This is a genomic window from Streptomyces sp. NPDC005485 (assembly GCF_040606085.1).
Lineage (GTDB): Bacteria > Actinomycetota > Actinomycetes > Streptomycetales > Streptomycetaceae > Streptomyces.
Window position 1 is genome coordinate 1 of record NZ_JBEXDZ010000029.1, and the last position, 25,291, is coordinate 25,291.

The 25,291-nt window shown below is 70.4% G+C and carries 22 protein-coding genes; 7 read left to right on the forward strand and 15 right to left on the reverse strand.

All coding sequences use genetic code 11. The features are described 5' to 3' along the window. Positions 1-36 precede the first annotated feature (36 nt). The 5 genes from ABZS97_RS12705 to ABZS97_RS12725 all read right to left on the reverse strand — a co-directional run bounded on the left by ABZS97_RS12705 (position 37) and on the right by ABZS97_RS12725 (position 4,996). Positions 37-2,367, reverse strand: a complete 2,331-nt coding sequence (locus ABZS97_RS12705; RefSeq protein WP_356136736.1) for an FtsX-like permease family protein — start codon at positions 2,365-2,367, stop codon at positions 37-39. After that, positions 2,364-3,056: an ABC transporter ATP-binding protein gene (locus tag ABZS97_RS12710; RefSeq protein ID WP_356136738.1), complete on the reverse strand. Its 693-nt coding sequence runs from the start codon at positions 3,054-3,056 to the stop codon at positions 2,364-2,366. Before ABZS97_RS12710 ends, ABZS97_RS12705 begins: the two co-directional genes overlap by 4 nt. Beyond that, positions 3,053-3,577 carry a PadR family transcriptional regulator gene (locus tag ABZS97_RS12715; RefSeq protein WP_356136740.1) on the reverse strand — a complete coding sequence of 175 codons (525 nt, stop codon included), beginning with the start codon at positions 3,575-3,577 and terminating at the stop codon, positions 3,053-3,055. The genes ABZS97_RS12710 and ABZS97_RS12715 overlap by 4 nt, the downstream gene beginning before the upstream one ends. A 232-nt stretch (positions 3,578-3,809) precedes the next feature. Continuing rightward, entirely contained in the window at positions 3,810-4,064 is a 255-nt protein-coding gene (locus ABZS97_RS12720) for a hypothetical protein (RefSeq protein WP_356136742.1), read from the reverse strand. After that, positions 4,061-4,996: an SPFH domain-containing protein gene (locus tag ABZS97_RS12725; protein WP_356136744.1), complete on the reverse strand. Its 936-nt coding sequence runs from the start codon at positions 4,994-4,996 to the stop codon at positions 4,061-4,063. Before ABZS97_RS12725 ends, ABZS97_RS12720 begins: the two co-directional genes overlap by 4 nt. Positions 4,997-5,275: 279 nt before the next feature. Between ABZS97_RS12725 and ABZS97_RS12730 the strand changes: the two genes are divergently transcribed. After that, on the forward strand, positions 5,276-7,681 hold the full coding sequence (locus ABZS97_RS12730) for a transglycosylase domain-containing protein (RefSeq protein WP_356136746.1): 2,406 nt from the start codon (positions 5,276-5,278) through the stop codon (positions 7,679-7,681). Positions 7,682-7,772: 91 nt separating this feature from the next. Here ABZS97_RS12730 and ABZS97_RS12735 read toward each other — a convergent pair whose 3' ends face one another. The 4 genes from ABZS97_RS12735 to ABZS97_RS12750 form a co-directional block, all read right to left on the reverse strand. Then, positions 7,773-9,947 (reverse strand): SpoIIE family protein phosphatase, encoded by a 2,175-nt coding sequence (locus ABZS97_RS12735; protein ID WP_356136748.1) that lies wholly within the window; start codon positions 9,945-9,947, stop codon positions 7,773-7,775. Positions 9,948-10,398: 451 nt separating this feature from the next. Beyond that, positions 10,399-11,091 carry a DUF402 domain-containing protein gene (locus ABZS97_RS12740; protein ID WP_356136750.1) on the reverse strand — a complete coding sequence of 231 codons (693 nt, stop codon included), beginning with the start codon at positions 11,089-11,091 and terminating at the stop codon, positions 10,399-10,401. A gap of 73 nt (positions 11,092-11,164) precedes the next feature. Next, on the reverse strand, positions 11,165-12,550 hold the full coding sequence (locus tag ABZS97_RS12745; RefSeq protein WP_356136752.1) for a class II fumarate hydratase: 1,386 nt from the start codon (positions 12,548-12,550) through the stop codon (positions 11,165-11,167). Between the two features lie 75 nt (positions 12,551-12,625). Continuing rightward, positions 12,626-14,293 (reverse strand): fumarate hydratase, encoded by a 1,668-nt coding sequence (locus tag ABZS97_RS12750; protein WP_356136754.1) that lies wholly within the window; start codon positions 14,291-14,293, stop codon positions 12,626-12,628. 302 nt (positions 14,294-14,595) lie between these two features. Between ABZS97_RS12750 and ABZS97_RS12755 the strand changes: the two genes are divergently transcribed. Together ABZS97_RS12755 and ABZS97_RS12760 are read left to right on the forward strand one after the other, a co-directional pair. After that, complete coding sequence (locus ABZS97_RS12755) at positions 14,596-15,264, forward strand: DUF1707 domain-containing protein (protein ID WP_356136849.1); 669 nt, start codon at positions 14,596-14,598, stop codon at positions 15,262-15,264. Positions 15,265-15,507: 243 nt separating this feature from the next. Then, positions 15,508-15,882 (forward strand): WhiB family transcriptional regulator, encoded by a 375-nt coding sequence (locus tag ABZS97_RS12760; RefSeq protein WP_356136756.1) that lies wholly within the window; start codon positions 15,508-15,510, stop codon positions 15,880-15,882. 85 nt (positions 15,883-15,967) lie between these two features. Here the strand turns inward: ABZS97_RS12760 and glpX are convergent, their stop codons facing one another. Next, a complete protein-coding gene (gene glpX, locus ABZS97_RS12765) occupies positions 15,968-17,002 on the reverse strand; it encodes a class II fructose-bisphosphatase (RefSeq protein WP_356136758.1) in 1,035 nt (344 codons plus the stop codon). 127 nt (positions 17,003-17,129) lie between these two features. On the opposite strand from glpX, the gene ABZS97_RS12770 reads away from it, so the two are divergent. Continuing rightward, the gene (locus ABZS97_RS12770) at positions 17,130-17,666 is read left to right on the forward strand and encodes a DUF4245 domain-containing protein (protein ID WP_356136760.1); all 537 of its coding nucleotides are present in this window, start codon (positions 17,130-17,132) and stop codon (positions 17,664-17,666) included. A 74-nt stretch (positions 17,667-17,740) separates the two neighbouring features. On the opposite strand, the gene ABZS97_RS12775 is transcribed toward ABZS97_RS12770, so the two are convergent. The 4 genes from ABZS97_RS12775 to ABZS97_RS12790 form a co-directional block, all read right to left on the reverse strand. Further along, positions 17,741-18,331 carry a malonic semialdehyde reductase gene (locus tag ABZS97_RS12775; protein WP_356136762.1) on the reverse strand — a complete coding sequence of 197 codons (591 nt, stop codon included), beginning with the start codon at positions 18,329-18,331 and terminating at the stop codon, positions 17,741-17,743. Positions 18,332-18,530: 199 nt separating this feature from the next. Next, positions 18,531-18,764 (reverse strand): exodeoxyribonuclease VII small subunit, encoded by a 234-nt coding sequence (locus tag ABZS97_RS12780; protein WP_356136764.1) that lies wholly within the window; start codon positions 18,762-18,764, stop codon positions 18,531-18,533. A 9-nt stretch (positions 18,765-18,773) separates the two neighbouring features. Next, positions 18,774-19,982 (reverse strand): exodeoxyribonuclease VII large subunit, encoded by a 1,209-nt coding sequence (gene xseA / locus ABZS97_RS12785; RefSeq protein ID WP_356136766.1) that lies wholly within the window; start codon positions 19,980-19,982, stop codon positions 18,774-18,776. Between the two features lie 70 nt (positions 19,983-20,052). After that, a complete protein-coding gene (locus ABZS97_RS12790; RefSeq protein ID WP_356136768.1) occupies positions 20,053-21,438 on the reverse strand; it encodes an APC family permease in 1,386 nt (461 codons plus the stop codon). Positions 21,439-21,534: 96 nt separating this feature from the next. Between ABZS97_RS12790 and ABZS97_RS12795 the strand changes: the two genes are divergently transcribed. Continuing rightward, positions 21,535-22,551 (forward strand): 4-hydroxy-3-methylbut-2-enyl diphosphate reductase, encoded by a 1,017-nt coding sequence (locus ABZS97_RS12795; protein WP_356136770.1) that lies wholly within the window; start codon positions 21,535-21,537, stop codon positions 22,549-22,551. Positions 22,552-22,580: 29 nt separating this feature from the next. Continuing rightward, on the forward strand, positions 22,581-23,327 hold the full coding sequence (ppgK, locus tag ABZS97_RS12800) for a polyphosphate--glucose phosphotransferase (protein WP_356136772.1): 747 nt from the start codon (positions 22,581-22,583) through the stop codon (positions 23,325-23,327). 30 nt (positions 23,328-23,357) lie between these two features. Here the strand turns inward: ppgK and ABZS97_RS12805 are convergent, their stop codons facing one another. Further along, entirely contained in the window at positions 23,358-23,780 is a 423-nt protein-coding gene (locus ABZS97_RS12805; RefSeq protein WP_356136774.1) for a DUF6542 domain-containing protein, read from the reverse strand. 361 nt (positions 23,781-24,141) lie between these two features. Between ABZS97_RS12805 and ychF the strand changes: the two genes are divergently transcribed. Then, positions 24,142-25,230, forward strand: a complete 1,089-nt coding sequence (gene ychF, locus ABZS97_RS12810; RefSeq protein ID WP_356136777.1) for a redox-regulated ATPase YchF — start codon at positions 24,142-24,144, stop codon at positions 25,228-25,230. The last annotated feature ends 61 nt before the right edge of the window (positions 25,231-25,291 follow it).

Below are 25,291 nucleotides of genomic sequence, written 5' to 3' on the forward strand. Positions count from 1 at the left end.
GGCCTCTCCCGGACGGGGAGAGGCCGACCGGCCCTGCTACTCCGTGCGCAGCCCTTCCGGCCGCATCAGCCGCAGCAGCGGCGGCAGGCTGAGGGCCGTCACCAGCAGGACGACGCCGGCGCCGATGCCGGTCATCGCCAGCACGCTCGACCAGTCCACCCGCACGGGTGTGCTCGTCATCTTCAACAGGACCGAACCAAGGGTCAGCCCCACTGCCAACGCCAGAGCGAGGCCGAGTGCGACGGGGATCGCGGTCTGCCAGAACACCGACAACCCCAGCGTGCTGCGCCGGGTGCCGAAGGCGACCAGGGCCGACAGGAGCTTGCGGCGCTCGCGCAGCTGCTCCAGCTGGGAGACCAGCAGGCTCGCCCCGATCAGTACGAGGACGCAGGTGGCGCCGACGAACAGGCCGGTGCGGATGGAGGTGAACCGCTGGGACTCCTCGCTCGGCGTCCAGGTCATGGGATCGACCATGGGATTGATGCGGGCCGCCGTGTTGCGTACGTACTCGCTCGCGTCCGGCACCGAGTCGTCGAGCCGGAGATAGACCTGCCCGTACAGGGTCGGCTTCACCTTCGCCGGCAGCGCGCTCGGTGTGACGAGGACGCCCCAGGTCTCGCCGCCCGTGGGTGAGGTGCGGGTCTGCGCCTGCTTCACGCCGTGCGGCACCGTCCAGGCGACTTCCGCGCCCTTGGGCTGGTCCTTGTAGGACGGGTCGAAGTAGACCGTCCGGCCCGCCCGGAAGATCTTCGGGGTATCGGTGTCGTCGAGTGCCTGTACGGCGAAGACGTCGCCGTCGTGGCAGGCGGGCAGCTTCGCCACCTCCAGCAGCGCCTCGCAGGTGCCGACGGAGACGTGCGCGGTGGATCCGGGGTCCTTGCGCCGGTTGCTCAGCTCGCCGTAGGAGACCGTGGTCGCGCTGCGCACGCCCTTGGTGCGGCTGAACTGCACTCCGGCATCGGTCGGGGACATGCCCTGCGGTACGTAGACCTCCATCTGGGCGCGTGTGAGGTCGTTCGCCGAATCCTTGGAGTAGTCGCCCTCGACCCCGGCGAACAGCATCTGCAGGGCGATGGCGCCGGCCACCGCGACCGCGATGCCGTTGACCATGCGGGCAGCCGAGCCGCTGCTCAACTGGAGTCTGCGGATGGCAAGTTGGCCGGCGACGCCACCGGGGTTCAGCCGGGCGACCACCGCTTCGACCACCCACGGCAGCAGTGCGGTGACGCCGATCAGCAGCAGGATGACACCACCGGTGACCATGTACTGGTTGAAGTCCCCGTTGTCCCGGCCCATGCCGATCATCGGGTACAGCAGTCCCAGCCCGCCGAGCGGCAGCAGCAGCCGCCACCACAGCCGGCGCCGCGAGGGCTTGGCGGTGCGCACCACGCCGAGCGGTTCGATGACGACTCCGCGCAGCGCGAAGAGCGTCACCGCGACGGCGGCGGCGGGCACGGCGAGGACGATCAGCGCGGCCAGCGCGGGCGTCGGGTTGAGGTCGCTGGGGAACACGCTGATCTGGAACAGCGTGATCTGCCCGGCGAGTTGACGCCCCAGCAGGAAGAATCCGGCGCCCAGCACAAGGCCCAGCACCGCTCCTGCCATCGCCTCGCCGGCCGCGATCCGTCGCGCCATCCCCCCGTCGGCCCCGACCAGCCGCAGCGCGGCGAGCCTGCGGTCGCGACGCTCGCCGCCGAAGCGGACGGCCGCGGCGATGTAGACGCCGACCGGCATCAGCAGCACCACGAAGACGATGAGGATCAGCAGCACCAGGATCGGGTCCATCGCCTCGGACTCGCGCTTGACGCCGAAGGAGCCGATGCGTTCGATCCGACCGGTGCTGTCCGCGGTTGCCTGGAGATCCTGGTTGCCCGCGTAGTAGGCGAGTTCGTGCGGGCCCACCAGACCGGCGTCGGCGATGGTGCCGGTCACGCGGTAGGGCAGCCGGTCACGCAGCAGCTTGCCGTCGTCGGACTTCAGCAGCCGGTCGAGCGCGGGGGAGACGACCATCTCGCCGGGCGCCGGGAGCTTCGCCACGCCGGGCGGCAGCGGCGGCCGGCTTCCCTCGGCCTGCAGCAGACGCCCGCGGACGTCCTTGTCGCGGAAGGTGGTCTGGGCGTCGGCGACGAGCAGTGTGCGGTCCGACTTCTGCTCGTGCTTCGTGCCGTACGTGAAGTCGTTGCGGCCGGTCTCGCGGTCGTGCCGTGACTGCAGCGCGCTCGGTATCGCCGTGGTGAGCAGCAGCAGCGCCACGCCGAGACCGACGCCGACCGCCGTGAGTACGGCCCGCACCCAGCCCTCGCGGCCGCCGGTGAACGCGAACCGCACGCCCATGGCCAGATCGCGAGCCCCCTGAGGAACCCTCATACGACGCGCTCCATGTCCCGGGACTTCCCGTCGCGTACGACGATCTCGCGGTCGGAGTACGCGGCCACCCGCGCCTCGTGCGTGACGAGCACAACAGCGGCGTTGGTGGACCGGGCGGCCTCCGTGAGCAGTTCCATCACCCGCTCGCCGTTGAGCGAGTCGAGGGCGCCGGTGGGCTCGTCGGCGAACAGCACCCGCGGCGCGGTGACCAGCGAGCGGGCCACGGCCACGCGCTGCCCCTGACCGCCGGAGACCTCACCGGGCCGCTTGCCCTTGAGGTCGTCGACCTCCAGGCGCTCCATCCACGACAGGGCGGTGCGCTCGGCCTCCTTGCGCCCGGTCCCGTTCAGCCGCAGCGGCAGCGCGACGTTCTCGACGCAGGTCAACTCCGGTACCAGCTGGCCGAACTGGAAGACGAACCCGAAGTCGCTGCGTCGCAGGGCACTGCGCTCCCGGTCGCTCATCCCGGCCATCTCCCGGTCGTCGTACGTGATCGAGCCCGAGTCGGGCGGCACGATCCCGGCGAGACAGTGCAGCAGGGTCGACTTCCCGGAGCCCGAGGGACCCATCACCGCGACGACCTCGCCGGGGTGGATGGAGAACTCGGCACCGTCGAGCGCGACCGTCGGTCCGTAGACCTTGCGCAGACCCGAGGCGGCGAGCAGGGAACCAGCGGGATGTGTCGTCATCGGACCACCACCTCGGCGAGCTTGTCGAGACGGGCGGCGGTCAGTTCGAGCCAGCGCAGGTCGGCCTCCAGGTGGAACAGGGCGTGGTCGCAGATCAGTTGGTCCGCGAGATCGCCCTTGCGCTTGCGGTCGGTGAGGATGCGCATCATGCGCAGGTGCTCGGAGCGCTGCGTGTCGAGGATCCCGGACGCGTCGCGGTGCGTGAGCAGCGCGAGGACGACCTTGGTGTAGAGCGTCGACTGCAGGTAGGGCTCGGGCTTCTCCGGGGTGGCCAGCCACCGCTGTACGTCGGTGATGCCGGCCTCGGTGATGGCGTACCGCTTGCGCTCGGGCCCGCCCCCTGCCTCGATCCCGTCGACCTCGACGAGACCGTTCTTCAGCAGCCGGGACATGGTCGAGTAGACCTGGCCGTAGTGCAGCGGCCGGTCGTGACCGAACTTTTCGTCGAAGGCCCGCTTCAGGTCGTAACCGTGCCGGGGCCCGGACTCCAGGAGCCCGAGAAGAGTGTGACCGATGGACATGGGAGCACTGTACATACGGCGTATACACCTGGCGTATACACAGCGCGGATAGACGGGAACGGGGAGTGCGGGCCCGCAGGTCAGACCCCTTTGTCACAGGTGAGCAACAGCCGTTCAGCCCGTCCGGCGTTTGAGGACGAGGCCGTCCAGGCCGAAAGCGGGGGAAAGGGGGCGCAGCCCCCAGGACAACGGGAAGGGCAGGGGCGGAGGGGGCGAAATACCTGCCGGCCCCCTACTCCCCGGGTTCCTCGGAAGCCGGCGGCCGCCCCCGCCGGGGAATCGGCCCGGCCCCGCCGGGAAGGCGCCCGGCGTCGCCGAGGGCCCGCCGCAGCAGGAACTCGATCTGCGCGTTGGCGGACCGCAGCTCGTCCCCCGCCCAGCGGGCCAACGCGTCGTAGACGAGCGGGTCCAGCCGCAACAACACCTGCTTGCGCTGCTGCGGCCGCCGCTGGGGCCGGGAGTCCGGCCCCTCGGAGGGAGCCGTCACTGGTAGAGGGAGCCCGTGTTCAGGACGGGCTGCGGCGCGCGGTCCCCGCACAGCACCACCATCAGGTTCGACACCATGGCCGCCTTCCGCTCGTTGTCCAGCTCCACGATGTCCTGCTCGGTGATCCGGGCGAGCGCCGCCTCGACCATCCCGACCGCGCCGTCCACGATCTGCCGCCGTGCCGCCACGACCGCCCCGGCCTGCTGCCGCTGGAGCATCGCGGAGGCGATCTCGGGAGCGTACGCGAGATGCGTGAAGCGCGACTCGATGATCTGCACACCGGCGGCCTCCACGCGCGCGTGCAGTTCGAGGGCGAGCTTCTCGGTGATCTCCTCGGCGTTGCCGCGCAGCGAGAGACCGCCCTCGTCGTGGGCGTCGTAGGGGTACTCGATGGCGATGTGCCTTACGGCCGCCTCCGTCTGCGTGGCGACGAACTCCAGGAAGTCATCGACCTCGAAGGTGGCCTGCGCGGTGTCCTCGACCTTCCACACCACGACCGCGGCGAGCTCGATCGGGTTGCCGTAGGCGTCGTTGACCTTGAGGACGGCGGTCTCGTGGTTGCGGACGCGGGTCGAGACCTTGGTGCGCGAGGTGAAGGGGTTCACCCAGCGCAGGCCGTCCTGCCGGATCGTCCCCCGGTAGCGACCGAAGAGCTGGACGACGCGGGCCTCGCCCGGGGCCACGGTGTTGAGCCCGCGCATGGCGATGACGGCGGCGAGGAAGACCAGGATGCCGCCGACGATCAGCGCGGCCTTGGCGCCGGGTGCCGTGACCGCGGAGGCGGTCGCGAGCAGTCCGACGGTGGCCAGCAGCCCGAGCAGGCCGAGGAAGAGCGCGAGCCCGCCGCCGATGCTGTGCGCGGCGAACTCCCGCACACGTGGGGCGGGCATCTCGGGTACGTCGGCGGCGGGTGCGGAGTCGTGCGTGGTCATGGTGATGATCCCCCGGTTCGTCGGCTATCAAGCATCTATCTTAGTGATATCACTTTACCCGCCTCGGCAACCTTCGATGCCTTTCGATCGTCGGTTTCGTAGGGGGCAGGAGTGGGTTGCCCTGACGACAGGTGCTGATTCTCACGTCCGCAAAAGACCGGATCGGCGGCCCTTTGTCATATCGCGCGGTGTTAGTTTTCTGAGCTGACCTGAGCGACGCACAAGTACGAACGCGACACGTGATCGCGACACGAGGACGAAGCGGAGCGGATCGGACCCATGGGACGAGCGGAAGAGAGACGAGCGCGGCAGCGCGGTGGCCGCCGCGCGGCGCCCAAGCGCTCGTCCGGAGCCGGAACCGCAGCCGGAAGCACGACCGCAACCGGAACCGGGACCGCGACGGGAACCGGAACCGCCGCCGGCAGCGGAACGCGAGCCGGAACCCGGGCCGAGTCCCGTGCGGCGGCGGCCGGCGGCAAGGCTGGGGCGAAGAAGGGCATACGCCGGTTCTTCACCTGGAAGAAGATCCTCGGCACGTTCTTCGGCATGCTCCTGCTCGGCATGGGCGCCTTCGTCGCGCTGTACCTGTGGATCGACATACCCCCCGGCAACGCGGCCGCGCAGCTGCAGAGCAACGTCTACAAGTACAGCGACGGCTCCACCCTCACCCGCGAGGGCGACGTCAACCGCGAGATCGTCGACCTGGACAAGGTCCCGAAGAAGGTCCAGCTGACCTTCGTCGCCGCCGAGAACAAGTCCTTCTACAAGGACGCCGGCATCGACTTCAGGGGCACGGCCCGCGGTCTGCTCAACACCCTGTCCGGCAAGGGCAAGCAGGGTGGCTCGACGATCACTCAGCAGTACGTCAAGAACTACTACCTGACCCAGAACCAGACCGTCACGCGCAAGCTGAAGGAACTGGTCATCTCGCTCAAGGTGGACCGCCAGAAGTCCAAGGACTACATCCTCGCGGGCTACATCAACACCAGCTACTACGGCCGCGGCGCGTACGGCATCCAGGCAGCCGCGCAGGCGTACTACCAGGTCGACGCGAAGAAGCTCAGCGTCTCGCAGGGCGCCTACCTCGCGGCGCTCCTCCAGGCCCCCAGCCAGTACGACTATTCCTCCGCCACTCCTACCGGCAAGCGGCTGGTGAAGAACCGCTGGAACTACGTACTGAACAACATGGTCGAGGAGGGCTGGCTGGACTCGGCCAAGCGCCAGGCCATGACGTTCCCGAAGCCCAAGGACCCCAAGGGCTCCGCCGGTATGGGCGGTCAGATCGGCTACATGGTCGAGGCGGCCAACAACGCGCTGGCGAAGCGGCTCGTCACCCAGGGCACGGCCGCCAACATCAACGACGCCAAGGCGCTCGTCGACCAGGGTGGCTGGACCATCACCCTGAACATCGACAAGAAGAAGCAGGCGCAGCTCGAGAAGTCCGTCAAGGCGAAGCTGACGAGCAAGCTGAACGGCAAGAAGCGCAAGGTCGACGACGCGGTGCAGGCCGGAGCCGCCTCGGTGGACCCGAAGACCGGCAAGGTCGTGGCGTTGTACGGCGGCGTGGACTACCTGAAGCACTTCACGAACAACGCGACCCGGCGGGACTACCAGCCCGCGTCCACCTTCAAGCCGCTGATCTTCGCGGCGGCGCTGGACCAGGGAGCCAAGACGCAGGACGACCGGGCGATCACGGCGAACACGATCTACGACGGCACGAGCGGCCGCCCGGTCAAGGGCAGCGACATCGCCTTCTCGCCGCCCAACGAGGACGACACGGACTACGGCAACGTCACCGTCCAGCGGGCGATGAACGCGTCCATCAACTCCGTCTTCGCGCAGATGGGCGTCGACGTGGGCATGGACAACGTGCTGAAGACCGCGGGCGAGCTCGGTATGGACGTCGACGGACTGCAGGCGGTGCCCGCGCAGACCCTGGGCACCATGGGCGCGAGCCCCCTGGAGATGGCGGGCGTCTACGCGACCCTCGACAACCACGGCAGGAAGGTCACCCCGGCCGTCGTCGCGTCGGCGGAGCACAAGGACCACACGGTGACCTTCCCGTCCGCGGTCGGTGAGCAGGTCATCAGCGAGGAGGCCGCCGACACGGTCACCTCCGTGCTGACCGGTGTGGTCGACGACGGTACGGCCCGGGTGTCGGTGTCGCAGGCCGCCAACCGTGACGGCCAGCACGTCGCGGGCAAGACGGGTACGTCCGACAACAACAAGTCGGCCTGGTTCACCGGCTACACGCCGAACCTTGTCACCTCGGTCGGCCTGTTCGGCGAGAACCCCAAGTCGCACGCCCAGGTCTCGCTGCAGGGCGCGACAGGTCTGATCCCGGGTGTGGGCCGTATCAACGGTGGTGGCTACCCCGCCCAGATCTGGGCGGCGTACACCTTCAGCGCGGACACCAGGACCACCAAGTTCACGCTGGACACCACGCAGGGCGCGGCCGTCGAGCCCACCGAGACGCCGACGTTCACCCGCAAGCCGAGCGAGACGCCGTCGTCGACGCCGACCTCGGAGGAACCGACGACTCAGGCACCGTCGACGTCCGAGGCACCGTCGCCGTCCGAGACGCCGTCCAGAACGCCGACGCCCACCAGGACGCCGACGAGAACACCGACGCCCACCCTGACCGACGGGCTGCCGGAGGATCCGGTCGAGCCGAACGATCAGTGAGCGCGTGAAGAGGGCGCCCGGTGCGTCACCGGGCGCCCTCTTCGTGTGTGCGGTTGCTGGGGCCCGAGCCGTTCCGGGCCCCAGCCCCTTGCTAGGGGCGTTCGTTCACCGCCGGGATCCGGTTCAGCTCGAACCAGACCACCTTGCCGGTGCTCAGCCGGGTCGCGCCCCACCGTCTGGCCAACTTGTTCACCAGGTACAGCCCGCGCCCGCCCTCGTCCGTCGCACGCGCCTGGCGCAGCCGCGGCAGCTGCGGGACGTCGTCGCCGACCTCGCAGCGCAGCACGTCGGTGCGCAGCAGCCGCAGCGTGACCGGCCGGGTCGCGTAGCGCACGGCGTTGGTCACGACCTCGCTGACGAGCAGCTCCACGGAGTCACTCATCTCCTCGAGGCCCCAGCGGGACAGGGCACGCCGGGCCAGCTTCCGGGCCCGGCCGGGGGCCGCGTCCTCCGGCTCCAGGAACCAGTACGCGACATCGCTCGGCGCGATCCCGTCGAAGCGGGCGGCGAGCAGCGCGATGTCGTCGTCCCGGTCGCCCGGGCCGAGCATGTCGAGCACCTCGTCGCACAGCGCCTCCAGCGGCGGCGGATGGTCGGGTCCGGTCAACTGGGCGGTGGCGGCGAGCCGTTCGCGCAGCTGCTCTATGCCGGTCCACACGTCGCGCAGCCGGGACTCGACCAGACCGTCGGTGTAGAGGAGCAGGGTCGCACCGGCGGGGGCGTCCAGCTCCACCGCCTCGAAGTCGACGCCGCCGACCCCGATGGGGGCGCCCGGCGGCACCCGCAGCACCTCGGCGCGGCCGCCCAGGTGGAGCAGGACCGGCGGTGGATGGCCGGCGTTGGCGATGGTGATGCGGTGCGAGACCGGGTCGTAGACGGCGTACAGGCAGGTGGCCATGCGGTCGGTGCCGAGGCGCTGGGCCTGCTCGTCGAGGTGGTGCAGCACCTCCTGCGGCGGCAGGTCGAGACCGGCGAGGGTCTGCGCGGTGGTGCGCAGCTGACCCATGATCGCGGCCGAGGTCATGGAGTGGCCCATGACATCGCCGACGACGAGGGCGACACGGCTGCCGGGCAGCGGGATCGCGTCGTACCAGTCGCCGCCCACCCGGGCCGTCTCGGCGGCCGGAAGGTAGCGCGAGGCGAGCCGCACGCCGGTCGGGCGCGGCAGCGTCTCGGGCAGCATCGTGCGCTGGAGCTCGTCGGCGATGTACGCCTCGCGGCCGTACAGCACCGCCTTGTCGATGCCGAGCGCGCTGTGCGTGGCGAGCTGGGCGGCGACCAGCAGGTCGTCGGTCTCGAAGGCGGGCCGCTCCGGGCGGCGCAGGAAGAGCGCAGCGCCGATCACCCGGCGGCGGCCGCGCAGCGGCGCGAGGATGGCGCGCTGGCCGTCCGGCACCGGCATCCGGTCGCCGAGCAGCTCGGGCAGCGCGGCCCGGGCGGCGGGCGCGTCCGCGAACACCGGCCGTACGCCGCGCAGCACCTCGTTGAGCGCCCCGCCGGGCCGCACCTCGCACAGCTCGGCGGTGAGCGCGGACAGCTCGGAGTGCTCGGGCTGGACCTGGAGCGCGGGCATGAAGCCGCCCTCGGTGTCCCGCTCCTCGGGGATCCGGTCGGTACGCCGCAGCCGCAGCACGACGGGGCCGGTGGGCCGCTCGTCGCCGACCGGCAGCGGGTCCCGCAGATAGACGAGGATCGCGTCCGAGAACGTCGGCACGGTGGCCCGGCACAGACCCATCACGATCTCGTCGAGGTCGATGCCGCGGGCGATCCGCCGGGTCGCCGCGCCCACGAAGCGCAGCCGGTCCCCGTCGCGGCGCATCGGCATCGGGCCGGCGGGCGGCAGCCCCTGACCCGTGCGCCGGTCCGTGCCGGCGGGCGTGGCCGTCGGCCGCTCCTTCTCGGCGCCCTGCTGGAGCGGGATGCTCTCCGGCGCCGGACGCGGACGGTGCGGGTCGGGCTCGGTCGCCGAGGGCTGGGAGTGCTCCGCGCCCGCGGCGGGAGCGGGCGTGGCCGCGCCGGTGTCGGAGGAGCGCTTGCCGCAGGGCATGGCGGTGCCCGGGCCGTTGGGTGCGTCGCCGGTACGGGCCGCCGGGGCCGGGGGCGTCACGCCGTCACCGGTGCGGGCCTGATGGGGTAACGCGGCGGCCCCGGTGACCCGAGGCGGCTGTTCGGGGGGACGCAGGAGCGCCCCGCGGGGGTCCGCGGGGGCAGCGGGTCGGCCGGCGCCGGGTTGCGGGCGCTCATGCGCTGTGGGGTGCTCCGTCACGCGTGTCGAATCCGTCCGTCCGGGGCTGCGCGCCGGGCGCGCAGTTCGTCCCGCAGCCCCGATACCCGGAATGTGTGCCCCAGGAACGGAATCTGCGCCTCGACAGGTCCGCGGCCGGCTCTCGGCAGCGCGGACGCCGTCGTCGGACCGGTCGCCCGGCGGGCCGTCGGGCCCGACTGCGGGCCCGACTGCGGGCCCGACTCGGGACCGGTCGCCCTGCCCGATGCCGGGCCGGTCGCCGTCCCCGGCTTCGGACCGGACACCGGCGCGGGCCGGTGCGGCCCGCCCGGCCGTGTGCGGGCCGCACCGCCGTGGCCCTCGTACCCCTCGCTCACGTCCTGCCGCCCCTCGGTGACATATGGTCAAGCTCAGCGCATGCTGCGGGAGTTACTCCTGTGCGCCCTTGCGGAGGACGATCCTACGGTTGTCCCACGGGGGCGCATCAAGGGTCTCATGAGGACACGTGCGCGGGCGTACGGTCCCAGTCGTCCGGCAGGGACGGTACAGGCCAAGCGGGATCCGGGCGCCAGTGCTGCCAGCCCTCCGAGAACGGCGGGCCCCAGGCGCGGATCACCTCCACGGCCGACTGCCCCGCCTCCTTTACCCGCCGGGCCAGTTGAGTATCCATCAGTCCGGCCCGCTGCGCCTGCGCGAACTCGTCCTCGTCGAGCCAGTGCCAACTCCGGTCGGGGGCCACGGCGATGTCCAGAAAGTGATCCTCGGAGTCGACGCCGCCCTCCCAACGCAGGCGCGGCGCCTCAAGGTTCACGTACCAGTTCTTGAAACGCCAGCCCGGCTCCCAGAACAGCCACACCGACCACGGCTCACCGGGCCGCGCCAACTTCAGTACGCCGGTGCCGAACCAGCGGCCCCGCTGCACGGTGCGAGCCTTCGTGTAGCGGGACTCCAGCGGCTCCCCGTGCACCGGTGTACCGTCGGCGAGCACCGGCTTGACGCACTCGGTGCCGGGGGCCATCCACACCGCGAGCAGTTCGTCGTCGTCCCGGACCACGGTCACGGGGCGGCAGATATGGAAGCGCGCACCGGCGTTCTCCCGGTACCGCCACAGGATCTGGCTTCCGGGGGCCCAGTACGCCGCCGACCCGCCCGCTTCCACTCGACTCACCGCTCCACCGTCTGTCATGGCCAGATATTAGGTGCCACAGGCATACGACGCTGCAGTGCGCGTCATGGTTCGCACCCGGGGACGAATGACGTTACGGGTGCGTCATCCGCAGGACATCAAGAGCCTCGTCCAGTTGCTCCGACGTCAGGTCGCCGCGGTCCACGTACCCGCCCTCCAGGACGACTTGACGGATGGTCTTCCGCTCCGCGAGCGCCTTCTTGGCGACCTTGGCGGCCTCCTCGTACCCGATGTACTTGTTGAGCGGCGTGACCACGGAAGGCGACGACTCGGCGTACTCGCGCGCCCGTTCGCGGTGCGCGACGATCCCGTCGACGGTCCGGTCGGCGAGCAGCCGCGAGACGTTGGCGAGCAGCCGGATGCTCTCCAGCACGTTCTTCGCGATGACCGGCAGCATCACGTTGAGCTCGAAGTTCCCGGCGGCTCCGGCGGCGGCCACGGTCGCGTCGTTCCCGGTCACCTGGGCCGCGACCATCAGCACGGCCTCCGGGATGACGGGGTTCACCTTGCCGGGCATGATCGACGAACCCGGCTGGAGGTCGGGCAGGGAGATCTCCGCGAGGCCGGTCCGCGGCCCGGAGGCCATCCAGCGCAGATCGTTGGCGATCTTGGTCAGCCCGACCCCGATGGTCCGCAGCTGCCCGCTGGTCTCCACGATCCCGTCCCGGGCCCCCTGCGCCTCGAAGTGGTCGCGGGCCTCGGTGAGCGGCAGCCCGGTGGCCCGGGCGACCTCGGCGATGACGGCCGCGGAGAATCCGACCGGGGTGTTGATCCCGGTCCCGACCGCCGTCCCCCCGAGCGGCAGTTCGGCCAGCCGCGGCAGCGAGGCGTTCAGCCGCTCCACCCCGTACCGCACCTGCGCCGCGTATCCGCCGAACTCCTGCCCCAGCGTCACGGGCGTGGCATCCATCAGATGCGTACGCCCCGACTTCACGACGTCCGCGAATTCCTCCGCCTTGCGCTCCAGGGAGGCCGCGAGGTGCTCCAGCGCGGGAATGAGGTCCCGGGTGACGGCCGCGGTGGCCGCGATGTGCAGCGAGGACGGGAACACGTCATTGCTCGACTGAGAGGCGTTCACATGGTCGTTGGGGTGTACGTCCCTGCCGAGCCGCTCGGTGGCGAGCGTGGCGATGACCTCGTTCGTGTTCATGTTGGACGAGGTCCCGGAGCCGGTCTGGAACACGTCCACGGGGAACTGCGTGTCCCACCGTCCCTCGGCGACCTCTCCGGCCGCCTCCTGCACGGCCTCGGCGACGTCCTTGTCGAGCACCCCCAGTTCGGCGTTCACCCTGGCGGCGGCGCCCTTGATCCGCGCGAGCGCCTCGATGTGCGCCCGTTCCAGGTGCTGACCGGAAATGGGAAAGTTCTCCACGGCCCGCTGCGTCTGCGCCCGCCACTTGGCGTCGGCGGGGACGCGGACCTCGCCCATGGAGTCGTGCTCGATGCGGTAGTCGCTCATGACGGATACAGCACACCCCCGGGCTGATGTATTTCAACCCGGGGGAGCGGCTGTGACGCGACCGGAGCAGCCCGACTAGGCCAGTCCGGGTCCGCGCACCGGGATGTGCGTGAACGTCGGCTCGGGGGCCGGGTTCTGGAAGAAGTCGTTGCCCTTGTCGTCGACGACGACGAACGCCGGGAAGTCCTCGACCTCGATCTTCCAGACGGCCTCCATGCCGAGCTCCTCGTACTCGACGACCTCGACCTTCTTGATGCAGTCCTGGGCGAGCCGGGCGGCGGGTCCGCCGATGGAGCCCAGGTAGAAGCCGCCGTGCGTGTCGCAGGCGTCCGTGACCTGCTTGCTGCGGTTGCCCTTGGCCAGCATCACCTTGGAGCCGCCCGCCGCCTGGAACTGCTCGACGTAGGAGTCCATGCGGCCGGCGGTCGTGGGGCCGAAGGAGCCGGAAGCGTAGCCCGCGGGCGTCTTGGCGGGGCCCGCGTAGTACACCGGGTGGTCCTTCAGGTACTGCGGCATCTCCTCGCCCGCGTCAAGGCGTTCCTTGATCTTGGCGTGGGCGATGTCGCGGGCCACCACCAGCGGCCCGTTCAGCGACAGCCGCGTCTTGACCGGGTACTTGGTCAGCTCGGCGAGGATGTCGTCCATCGGCTGGTTGAGGTCGATCCTGACGACGTCACCCGCCTCGTCGAGGTGCTCGTCCGTGGTCTCGGGGAGGAAGTGCGCGGGGTCCGTCTCCAGCTGCTCCAGGAAGACGCCCTCGGCGGTGATCTTCGCGACGGCCTGGCGGTCGGCGGAGCACGACACCGCGATCGCCACCGGGCAGGACGCGCCGTGCCGCGGAAGACGGACGACACGTACGTCGTGGCAGAAGTACTTGCCGCCGAACTGCGCGCCGATGCCGATCTTCTGCGTCAGCTCGAAGACCTTCTCCTCCAGGTCCTTGTCCCGGAAGCCGTGGCCCAGCTCCGAGCCCTCGGACGGGATCTCGTCCAGGTAGTGCGCGGAGGCGTACTTCGCGGTCTTCAGGGCGTACTCGGCGCTGGTACCGCCGACGACGATGGCCAGGTGGTACGGCGGGCAGGCGGCCGTGCCCAGCGAACGGATCTTCTCCTCCAGGAACTTCATCATGGAGGACTCGTTGAGCACCGCCTTCGTCTCCTGGTAGAGGAAGGACTTGTTGGCGGAGCCGCCGCCCTTGGCCATGAAGAGGAACTTGTAGGCGCCGCCGTCGGTCGCGTACAGCTCGATCTGCGCCGGAAGGTTGGAGCCGGTGTTCTTCTCGTCCCACATGGTGAGGGGAGCCATCTGCGAGTAGCGCAGGTTCAGGTTCTTGTACGCGTCGTGGATGCCCTGGGACAGGGCCTTCTCGTCCTCACCTTCGGTGAGGACGTTCTGTCCGCGCTTGCCCATGACGATCGCCGTGCCGGTGTCCTGGCACATGGGGAGCACGCCCGCCGCCGCGATGTTCGCGTTCTTCAGCAGGTCCAGGGCGACGAACTTGTCGTTGCCGGACGCCTCGGGGTCGTCGATGATGCGGCGCAGCTGGGCGAGGTGCGCCGGGCGCAGGTAGTGCTGGATGTCGTGGATGGCCTCGGCGGCGAGCTTGCGCAGCGCCTCCGGGTCGACCTTGAGGAACGTCCGCCCGTCGGCCTCGAAGGTGGAGACACCCTCGGAGGTCACCAGCCGGTAAGGGGTGGTGTCCTCTCCCTGGGGGAGCAGATCGGTGTACGCGAACTCAGGCATCTCGCCCATTCCTCACTCTGACAGACAGCTTTTTCGGGCTCGGTTCGCCTCCGGAGCGCAGAAGCCTGTGCTCTCTCACCGGTGGCCGGCACCCATTGGCAGCGCTCACCAGCGTAGAACCTGCGACGGACGGGGAGCTTGTGAGGTAAGGCTCAGTTCGCCGTCCGGGGCCTGCGCGGTTTCGTCGTCCACACCCCTGGTCGCGATCTATCGCGTTTGGGTACGCTGCTGCCGTGGACCTTCACAAGAGCCCCGCCCCGACCGACAGCCGGACCGACCCGTCGACCGGCGGCCGGCCCGCCGTGCCGGCCGAGCCCGCCGACTGGCGCTGCTCCGACGCCGACCGCGACCGCGTCGCGGACATCCTGCGCGACGCCCTCGCGGAGGGCAGGCTCACCGCGGAGGAGCACGCCGAGCGGGTCGAGGGCGTGCTGGCGGCCAAGACCGTGGGCGAGCTGGAGCCGTTCGTACGGGACCTGCCCGCCGCCCACGCGGGCCGCGCGACACCCGCCTACGGAGCTGTGCCCAACCGCCCCAGCCCGGGCGCGATCCCGGTGGAGGCCGACGAGAACGTGGTGGCGGTCTTCAGCACGGCGATGCGCAAGGGCCGCTATCGCGCCGGACGCCGTATCCACGCGTACGCCGTCTTCGGCAATGTCGAGATAGACCTCAGCGAGGCGATCTTCGAGTACCAGCAGGTCGTCATCAAGGCGATCTCGGTCTTCGGCAACATCGACGTGCGCGTCCCGGAGAACGTCTCGCTGCGCGGCAGCGGCGGCGGCGTCCTCGGCAACTTCGAGGTGGACACGCTGGACTCGGGCGACCCCGAGGCCCCCGTGGTGTACGTGGACGGGCTGGCCGTCCTCGGCAACGTGGAGGCGAAGCCCAAGCGGGGCAAGCTCGTCGCGGACATCCTCGACCGGGTCGCGGACCGGGTGGACCGGAGTTTGCGCAAACACCTCGACCGTTGACGCTTGTGAATCCGAACGGTGTTCGGACGGCATCCTGACGTCGTCCCGGCGGCCGAAGCGGCGCGCGGAGCCGGCTCAGGTCCGGTCCAACGGGCCCGGATTCGAATGAGTCGCTCCGCTCTTCGGAACTCAGTGCATAGGCGCGCGCACAGCGGGTAGGGCTTGCTGCATCGTCTCTTGGAGGGCGCTGTGGACTTCCCGCGGCGCCCGGCACGCTCGCTAAGCCGTCGTCAGGAGTAGACCGTGCTGCAACCGCCGCATCAGTCCCTGCAGGTAGCTGCCGTTCCGGCCCAGCGGGCGCCAGTGCGGGACAGGGATCAGGAAGCGCCATGGCACACGGAGGCCGTGTGCCGGCGTGATGAGGCCGGCCTGTTCTTCGCCCCTTCGAAGGAGCCCACCGCGGCCCGTCTGTCCCGCGAGGAGGCGGCGAAGCGCGTCTGCGCCCGCTGCCCGGTGATGGTCGAGTGCCGCGAACACGCGCTGCTGCAACCTGAGCCCTACGGCGTGTGGGGCGGCCTCACCGCCGCCGAGCGCCGCGTCGTGCTCGCCAGGCGCCGCCGCCGCGAACTGGAAATGCAGAAGGCCCGCACCTCGGGCCAGATAGCAGCCGCCGGATAGTCCGTACGCGAGTGGGGCGCCCCCTCCGCACAGGGGGCGCCCCACTCGTGTACGACCACGGCCTCGAACCCGGCCGTGCCCGCGCCTACTTGGCGCGGTCGAAGTCGATCGCGCTGTACGCGCGCAGCTTGCTCAGCCGGTGCTCCGAGGTGATCTGGCGCACCGTGCCCGACTTGGAGCGCATCACGATCGAGTCGGTCGTGGCGGTCTCGGCGCGGTAGCGCACGCCGCGCAGCAGCTCGCCGTCCGTGATGCCGGTCGCGACGAAGAACACGTTCTCGCCGGAGACCAGGTCGTCCGTGAACAGGACCCGGTCGAGGTCATGGCCCGCGTCGACGGCGCGCCGGCGCTCCTCGTCGTCCTTGGGCCACAGCTTGCCCTGGATGGTGCCGCCCAGGCACTTCACGGCGCACGCCGAGATGATGCCCTCGGGCGTACCGCCGATGCCGAGCAGCAGGTCGATGCCCGTGCCCTCGCGCAGCGCCAGGATCGAGCCCGCGACATCGCCGTCGGAGATCAGTTTGATGCGGGCGCCCGTCTCGCGGATCTCCTTGATGATCCCGTCGTGGCGCGGCCGGTCGAGGATGACGACGGTGACGTCCTCGGGGGAGGAGTTCTTGGCCTTGGCGACCCGGCGGATGTTCACCGCGACGGGCGCGTTGATGTCGACGAAGTCCGCGGCCTCGGGGCCGGTGACCAGCTTGTCCATGTAGAACACGGCGGACGGGTCGAACATGGTGCTGCGGTCGGCGGCCGCGAGCACGGCGATCGCGTTCGTCATGCCCTTCGCGGTGAGCGTGGTGCCGTCGATCGGGTCGACGGCGATGTCGCACTCGGCACCGGTCCCGTCACCGACGCGCTCCCCGTTGAAGAGCATCGGGGCCTCGTCCTTCTCACCCTCGCCGATGACGACGACGCCGTTCATCGAGACGGTGGAGACGAGGGTCCGCATGGCCCGCACTGCGGCGCCGTCGGCGCCGTTCTTGTCCCCGCGGCCCACCCAGCGGCCCGCGGCCATGGCGGCGGCCTCGGTGACGCGGACGAGTTCCAGGGCGAGGTTGCGGTCGGGGGCCTCCGGGGAGACCTCGAGTTCGGACGGCAGCTGATGATGCTCGGTCATCGAGACGCACCTTTCTGATACGGCGACGGCCGGATGAGGGTGATGGCCCCGACTCTATCGTCAGGCAGACAAAATGAGCAGGGGGCCCCACGGATGAGCAGACCACTGCACCTGCGACGATAGGCACGTGGCAGGTACGAAAGGCAAGCAGAGCGTCCGGAACATGATTCTCTCGCTGGGCGTCATCACGCTCATGGCGAGCGTCATCTACGTCTTCATTCCGCACGACGAGGGCGGTACCCCCGACGTCAAGCGCGTCGACTACCGCGTCGAACTGCTCACGGCACGCCGCGCCGCGTCCTATCCCGTGGCGGCGCCCGAAGGCCTGCCCGGGACGTGGAAGGCCACGTCCGTGCGGTTCGACGGCTCCGCGTTCGACGCCTGGCACCTCGGCTTCCACGCTCCCGACGGCGAGTACGTGGCGATCGAGCAGTCCACGCAGAAGCCGACCGTGTTCATCGACACGGCCAGCGGGGGCGCCAAGGAGACGAAGGCCACCGAGCGGATCGGCGACCGGACATGGCAGCGCTACGCGGGCGGCCGGTACGACGCCCTCGTCCTGAAGGCCAAGGGTTCCACCACGGTGGTGGCGGGCACGGGCTCGTTCGCGCAGCTGGCGAAGATGGCCGAGTCCCTGAAGGCGGAGTCCGCCAAGACGACGTGACACACCGCGTGGACGCAATGAGGAGGGCCCCCGGCAGCGCGCCGGGGGCCCTCCTCATGTGTCTACGCGGTGACTCAGACCGTGGTGACGACCTGGTCGAAGTCCAGGCGCGGGGAGCGCGGGAACCAGGCGTCCTCGCCCGGCTTGCCGATGTTGATGACCATCAGCGGGGTGTGGTCGTCGTCCAGGAACTCCTTCTGGACACCGGCGAAGTCGAGGCCGGTCATCGGGCCGGCGGCGAGGCCGGCGGCGCGGACGCCGACGATGAAGTAGGCGGCCTGCAGCGCGGCGTTCAGCGAAGCGGCGCCCTCACGGGCCGGGCGCTCGGCGAAGAACATGTCCTTGGCCTGCGGGAAGTGCGGGAACAGCGCGGGGAGCTCCTCGTGGAACTCGTTGTCCGCGGAGAGGATCGCGACCAGCGGGGCGGTGGCGGTCTTCGGCTGGTTGCCCTCGGCCATGTGCTTCACCAGGCGCTCGCGGGCCTCGGCGGAGCGGACCAGGGTGATGCGCAGCGGCGACTGGTTGAAGGCGGTCGGGCCGTACTTGACCAGGTCGTAGATCGCCTGCACCTGCGCGTCGGTCACCGGCTCGTCGGTGAACGTGTTCGCGGTGCGGGCCTCGCGGAACAGCAGGTCCTGGGCGGCGGGGTCAAGAACGAGAGACATGAAGGAACCTTCTCCAGATGTGCGTCGGATCCGGGGGGATCGGCTGGCAGTACCGACATTACGGCGATGAGGTTTAAGGTTCAACCAAAATCAGCCGATGGTGATCCTCTTCACAGGCGACGGAGGTGGCGGGAACGACGAAAGGGACCCCGTAGGGCCCCTTCCTAGGCGTTCGTCCGGGCGAAGGCGACTCAGAGGGTCACTCGGAGTCGTCGTCCGCGCCGTCCGGCTCCTCCTCCGCCAGCGCCGCGTCGAGCCGCGCCCGCGCGCCCTCCAGCCAGTGCCGGCACACCTTGGCCAGCTCCTCGCCGCGCTCCCAGAGGGCGAGGGACTCCTCAAGGGTCGTGCCGCCCGCCTCCAGGCGGCGTACGACCTCGATCAGCTCGTCCCGCGCCTGCTCGTACCCGAGCGTCTCGTCCACCTTGCTGGTCATCCGCCCACCCTATGCATCTGCTCGTACAGTGAATTCACCTTCGGCGACCCGCGCCCTGAGCGTCTCGTCCGGAGCCACCTCGGCCGGGTCCCGGACCACGTGCCCGTCGGCCTTCTGGAGCACCGCGTACCCCCGCTGGAGGGTCGCCGCGGGGGAGAGGGCCACCACGCGCGCGCGGGTGTGCGTCAGCTCGGAGTCGGCGCGGTCGAGGAGATGCCCGAGGGTGCGCCGCCCGCGGTCGATCAGCGAGGCGACATGGTCGGCCCGCTCGTCCACCATCCGGTGCGGATCCTCTATCGAGGGGCGGGCCAGCGCGTGCGCGAGACCACGCTCCTCGCGGTCGATGTACGACTGGACGCAGCGCCGCGCCCGGTCCCGCAGGAACCGCACCCGCTCGGACTCCTCGCCGACGTCCGGCACGACCTTCTTGGCGGCGTCGGTCGGCGTGGACGCCCGCAGGTCCGCCACATGGTCGAGCAGCGGGTTGTCCGGCTCGTGCCCGATCGCCGAGACGACCGGCGTACGGCAGGACGCGACCGCCCGGACGAGCTGCTCGTCGGAGAACGGCAGCAGGTCCTCCACGCTGCCGCCGCCGCGCGCCACGACGATCACGTCGACCTCGTCGAGCGCGTCCAGCTCCTTCACCGCCTGCACGACCTGCGGCACCGCGTGCACACCCTGCACGGCGACGTTGCGCACCTCGAAGCGGACGGCGGGCCAACGGTGCCGCGCGTTCTCCAGCACGTCCCGCTCGGCCGCGGACGCCCGCCCGCAGACGAGCCCGATCAGCTGCGGCAGGAACGGCAGCGGCTTCTTGCGCTCCGGCGCGAAGAGCCCCTCAGCGGCCAATGACTTCTTCAACTGCTCCAGCCGGGCGAGCAGTTCACCCACACCCACCGGCTTTATCTCGACGGCCCGCAGCGACAGCTGCCCCCGCGGCGCGTACCACTCCGGCTTCGCGTGGACGACGACCCGCGCGCCCTCGCTCACCACGTCGGCCACCGCGTCGAACACCTGGCGGTAGCAGGTCACGCTCACGGAGATGTCGTACGACGGGTCGCGCAGCGTCAGGAAGACGACGCCCGCGCCGGGGCGCCGCGACAACTGGGTGATCTGCCCCTCGACCCACACCGCGCCGAGCCGGTCGATCCATCCCCCGATGAGCCGCGACACCTCACCGACGGGCAGCGGGGCGTCCGCGGACGTGTTGAGAGCCATGCGCCGAGCGTAGTGGCCGCCACCGACAGGAGGGGGCCACAGCCCGTCCGGCGTTCGGGCACGAGAGCGTTCAGGCCGATACGGGGGGTGCCGGCCGCCCCCGCTGAACGACCAGCACCGTCAGCCCCACCGCGAGCCAGACCGCCCCCACCACCTGCGCGGTGCCCGACGCCTCCACGATCACGGCGACGGTGATCGCGGCGCCGACCACAGGCATCAGCACGTGCCGCCACCACACCACCGGCCCACCCCGGCGCCGTACCGCGAACCACCCCACCACGCTCGCGTGCAGCAGCGTGAAGGCCGTCAGCGCGCCGATGTCGACCACCGACACCAGGTGGTCCATGCCGTCGTCGCGCCGAGCCGCCCACACCGCGGCGACCAGCGTGATGACCGCCGCCGTCAGCAGGGCGGCCCGCGGCACCCCGGAGTCGGTCCTCGACAGGGCGCGCGGCAGCCGTCGGTCGCGGGCCATCGCGAAGACGAGGCGCCCGGCCGCGGCCTGTCCGGCGAGCGCCGCGAAGGCCGCGCCGATCGCCTTGCTCACGGCCACCAGGTCGTGCAGCCACGAGCCGACGGACGTGTTCACGGTGTCGTAGAACGCGGAGCCCTGCCGGACCGGCTCGGCGGCGAGCCGCGCCGACGACACGGGCTCCAGAAGCGCGATCAGATACGTCTGCGCCACGAACAGCACACCGGCCAGCGCCAGGCAGAACAGCACCGCCCGCGCCACCTTCCGCGAACCGCCGGTGACCTCCTCGGCGAACGAGGCGATCGCGTCGAAGCCGAGATACGACAGAACGGCGACCGACACCGCGCCGAAGACCGCCGACAGCGCGAACGCCCCCTGCGAGCCGTCCCCCGACAGCGGCGACAGCCAGCCGCGCTCGGCCCCGTCGCGCGCGAGCACGACGACCGCCGACACGACGAAGACCACCAGGACGACGATCTCCATGGCGAGCACCAGAAAGCCCACCCGGGCGGCCATCCGCACGCCCCACAGGTTCAGGGCCGTCGTGACGAGCACGGCGAGCGCGGTCCACACCCACCGCGAGACGCCCGGGACCAGGGAGTTCATCGCGATCCCGGAGAAGAGGTAGGCCACCGCCGGGATGAGGAGGTAGTCCAGCATCGCCATCCATCCCGCGACGAACCCGGCCTCCCTGCCGAGCGCCACGCGCGCGTAGGCGAACACCGAGCCGGCCTGGGGGACCACACGAACCATCTGCGCGTAGCTGAATGCGGTGAACGCCATCGCCACCGTGGCGACGACGTAGACCAGCGCCACCGCGCCGTGCGACTTGGCGTCGAGCGTCCCGAAGACCCCGACCGGAGCCATCGGCGCGATGAACAGCAGCCCGTAGACGACCAGGTCCCGGAAGCCCAGACTGCGCCGCAGCCCGCCTGCGGCCCCGGTGGCGTCCGCGGTGCCGGGGGTGGTCTGCGTGTCGGACATCCTGCCTCCCGAGAGTCGTGCCTGGCCCCACCCCTCCCAGCTCCTGCCCAGTCTCCCCAAGGAGGCGATCTTTGACCTGCCGGGCGCGGCCTTACGATGGTTCGCATGACTGCTTCGCCTGGCCGCCGTGTCCTGCTCGCCGCTCCCCGTGGCTACTGCGCGGGTGTGGACCGCGCCGTGATCGCCGTCGAGAAAGCCCTCGAGCAGTACGGGGCTCCGATCTACGTCCGCCACGAGATCGTGCACAACAAGTACGTCGTGCAGACCCTGGAGAAGAAGGGCGCCATCTTCGTCGAGCGGACGGCGGAGGTCCCCGAGGGGGCCATCGTGATGTTCTCGGCGCACGGTGTCGCCCCGGTCGTCCACGACGAGGCCGCCGCAGGCAAGCTCGCCACCATCGACGCGACCTGCCCGCTGGTCACCAAGGTCCACAAGGAAGCCGTGCGCTTCGCGAACGAGGACTTCGACATCCTCCTCATCGGCCACGAGGGCCACGAGGAGGTCATCGGCACCTCCGGCGAGGCGCCCGACCACATCACCCTGGTCGACGGCCCCGAGGACGTCGCCAAGGTCGAGGTCCGCGACCCCTCCAAGGTCGTCTGGCTCTCCCAGACCACCCTCTCGGTCGACGAGACCATGGAGACGGTCGACGCGCTGAAGGAGAAGTTCCCCCAGCTCATCTCCCCGCCGAGCGACGACATCTGCTACGCCACGCAGAACCGTCAGCTCGCCGTGAAGAAGCTCGCCGAGGACGCCGAGCTGGTCATCGTGGTCGGCTCCAAGAACTCCTCGAACTCGATCCGCATGGTCGAGGTCGCCCTGGACGCGGGCGCCCCCGCCGCCCACCTGGTGGACTTCGCGGCCGAGATCGACGAGGCCTGGCTGGAGGGCGTCACCACGGTCGGCCTGACCTCCGGCGCCTCCGTCCCGGACGTCCTCGTGGAGGGCGTACTGGAATGGCTGGCCGAGCGCGGTTACGGCGACGTCGAGACGGTGAAGACGGCCGAGGAGTCCATCACCTTCTCGCTGCCCAAGGAACTGCGCCGCGATCTGCGCGCGGAGGCGGCGGCCCTGGTGGCGGAGCGCACGGGGACGGCACCCTCCGCGGAGTGACTGTCAGTCGTACGTCGTAACGTGGTGCCATGCAGATCTTCGGCGTGGACATCGGCGGATCCGGGATCAAGGGCGCCCCTGTGGACCTGGACCGCGGCGACCTGGCCCAGGAGCGCTTCAAGGTGCTCACCCCGCACCCGGCGACCCCGGACGCGGTGGCCGACGGCGTGCGGGAGGTCGTCGGCCACTTCGGCTGGGCCGGCCCGGTGGGCATCACGTTCCCCGGAGTGGTCACCGGCGGCTCCACCATCCGCACCGCCGCCAATGTCGACAAGGGCTGGATCGACACCGACGCGCGTGCCCTGCTGAGCGAGCGGATCGGCGGGCTCCCGGTAACGGTGCTCAACGACGCGGACGCGGCGGGCGTCGCCGAGGTGCAGTTCGGCGCCGGACAGGGCCGCCGCGGCACGGTCCTGCTGCTCACCTTCGGCACGGGCATCGGCAGCGCCCTCTTCGTCGACGGCGAGCTGGTCCCCAACACCGAGCTGGGCCACCTGGAGCTCAACGGCCACGACGCGGAGACCCGCGCCTCCACCAAGGCCAAGGACGACCACGAGCTGACGTGGGAGCACTGGGCGCGCCGCGTCCAGAAGTACCTCGCCCACGTCGAGATGCTCTTCTCCCCGGAGCTGTTCATCGTCGGCGGCGGCGTCAGCCGCAAGGCCCAGAAGTTCCTGCCCCTGATCGAGGGCATCAAGGCGGAGATCGTCCCGGCCCAGCTGCAGAACAACGCGGGGATCGTGGGAGCGGCGATGCGGGCGGCGCAGAAGGCGTAGCCGGCAGGGAGTGCTGCCGGCGGCCCTGTGTCACACCGGGCGCCGCCGCGGTTGCCCGGCGGCCTGCTGGGCCCGCCGCTGGGCCGCCCGGCGGCTCATCAGCCGCACCTTGCGCACGGTCGCGATGAGCCCGGTGACCAGCGTCCCGCCGTACAGCCAGCCCGCCTGTGTGGCGAGCGCGGTGGCCAGCCCCATGGCGCGGCCCCCGAGCCCGCCGCCCCCGTCGGCGACGGGCAGCAGTCCGAAGGCGAAGGCGATCGGGACGACGACGGGCGCCGTCACGAGGTCGCCGCGCCGCACCCACAGGCCGGTCAGCGCGCAGACCGGCAGGAACAGCAACCCGTACACCGTGAGCGAGGCCCCGAACAGCAGCTGGTCGAGGCAGCCGAGCGCGAACATCGCCGCACCGGCGAACAGCCCGCTGCCGAGCCCGGTCAGCCGGGGGTTCGGCATCCGCCGTACGGCCTGGACCAGCGGCGGCGCGGACCGCCGGGCAGCGGACGCACCCCGCCGTACGCCGACGGCCGCCCCTCGCCCGGCCTGTGCCGGAAAAGGCGTGCCGCGTCGAGGTCTCTGCTGGGGGGGACGCGTCCTGTGTTGCTCCACTGGACCAACTTAGGTCGGTTTATGTGTGGAATAGCCCTTCAGACACGCGGTTGGGCGGACCTTGGTCAACCTTGGCCAAGCGTTCGATACCCCGCCGGGGCGGGGCCGCGCACGCCGTAGACTGGGGGATCGGCCCGTACAAAGAACATGGATCCGGGCCCACGCAGTCCCAGCCCAGCCCCCATCCTCTCGTACGGGAAGTCGCAACGTGTCGCTCACGATCGGAATCGTCGGCCTGCCCAACGTCGGCAAGTCGACCCTGTTCAACGCCCTGACCAAGAACGACGTGCTGGCGGCCAACTACCCGTTCGCCACGATCGAGCCGAACGTCGGCGTGGTCGGCGTCCCGGACGCCCGCCTCACGAAGTTGGCCGAAATCTTCGCTTCGCAGAAGATCCTTCCGGCCACCGTCGACTTCGTCGACATCGCGGGCATCGTGCGCGGCGCCAGCGAGGGCGAGGGCCTGGGCAACAAGTTCCTCGCGAACATCCGCGAGTCCGACGCGATCTGCCAGGTCATCCGCGCCTTCAAGGACGAGAACGTCGTGCACGTCGACGGCAAGGTCTCGCCCAAGGACGACATCGAGACGATCAACACCGAGCTGATCCTCGCCGACCTCCAGACCATCGAGAAGGTCCTGCCGCGCCTCCAGAAGGAGTCGCGCATCAAGAAGGACGTGGTCCCGAAGGTCGCGGCGGTCGAGGCGGCCAAGGAGATCCTGGAGAAGGGCGACACGCTCTTCTCGATGGGCATCGCCCAGGGCTCCGGCAAGGAGGAGCTCCTCCACGACCTGCACCTCCTCACCACCAAGCCGTTCCTCTACGTCTTCAACGTGGACGAGGACGAGCTGACCGACGAGGAGTTCAAGGCCGAGCAGCGCGCGCTGGTCGCCCCCGGTGAGGCGATCTTCCTCAACGCCAAGCTGGAGCAGGACCTCGCCGAGCTCGACGAGGAGGACGCCATGGAGCTCCTGGAGTCGGTCGGCGCCGAGGAGCCGGGCCTCGCCACCCTCGCCCGCGTCGGCTTCAACACCCTCGGCCTCCAGACGTACCTGACGGCCGGCCCCAAGGAATCCCGCGCCTGGACGATCAAGAAGGGCGCGACCGCCCCCGAGGCCGCCGGAGTCATCCACACCGACTTCCAGAAGGGCTTCATCAAGGCCGAGGTCATCTCCTTCGCCGACCTCGTCGAGACCGGCTCGGTCGCCGAGGCCCGCGCGAAGGGCAAGGCCCGCATGGAGGGCAAGGAGTACGTGATGCAGGACGGCGATGTGGTGGAGTTCCGCTTCAACGTGTGACGGGCTGAGGACCTGATCGGCCGAGGTGTCGGGCAGACAATAGAACTCCAGGTCAGGGGCC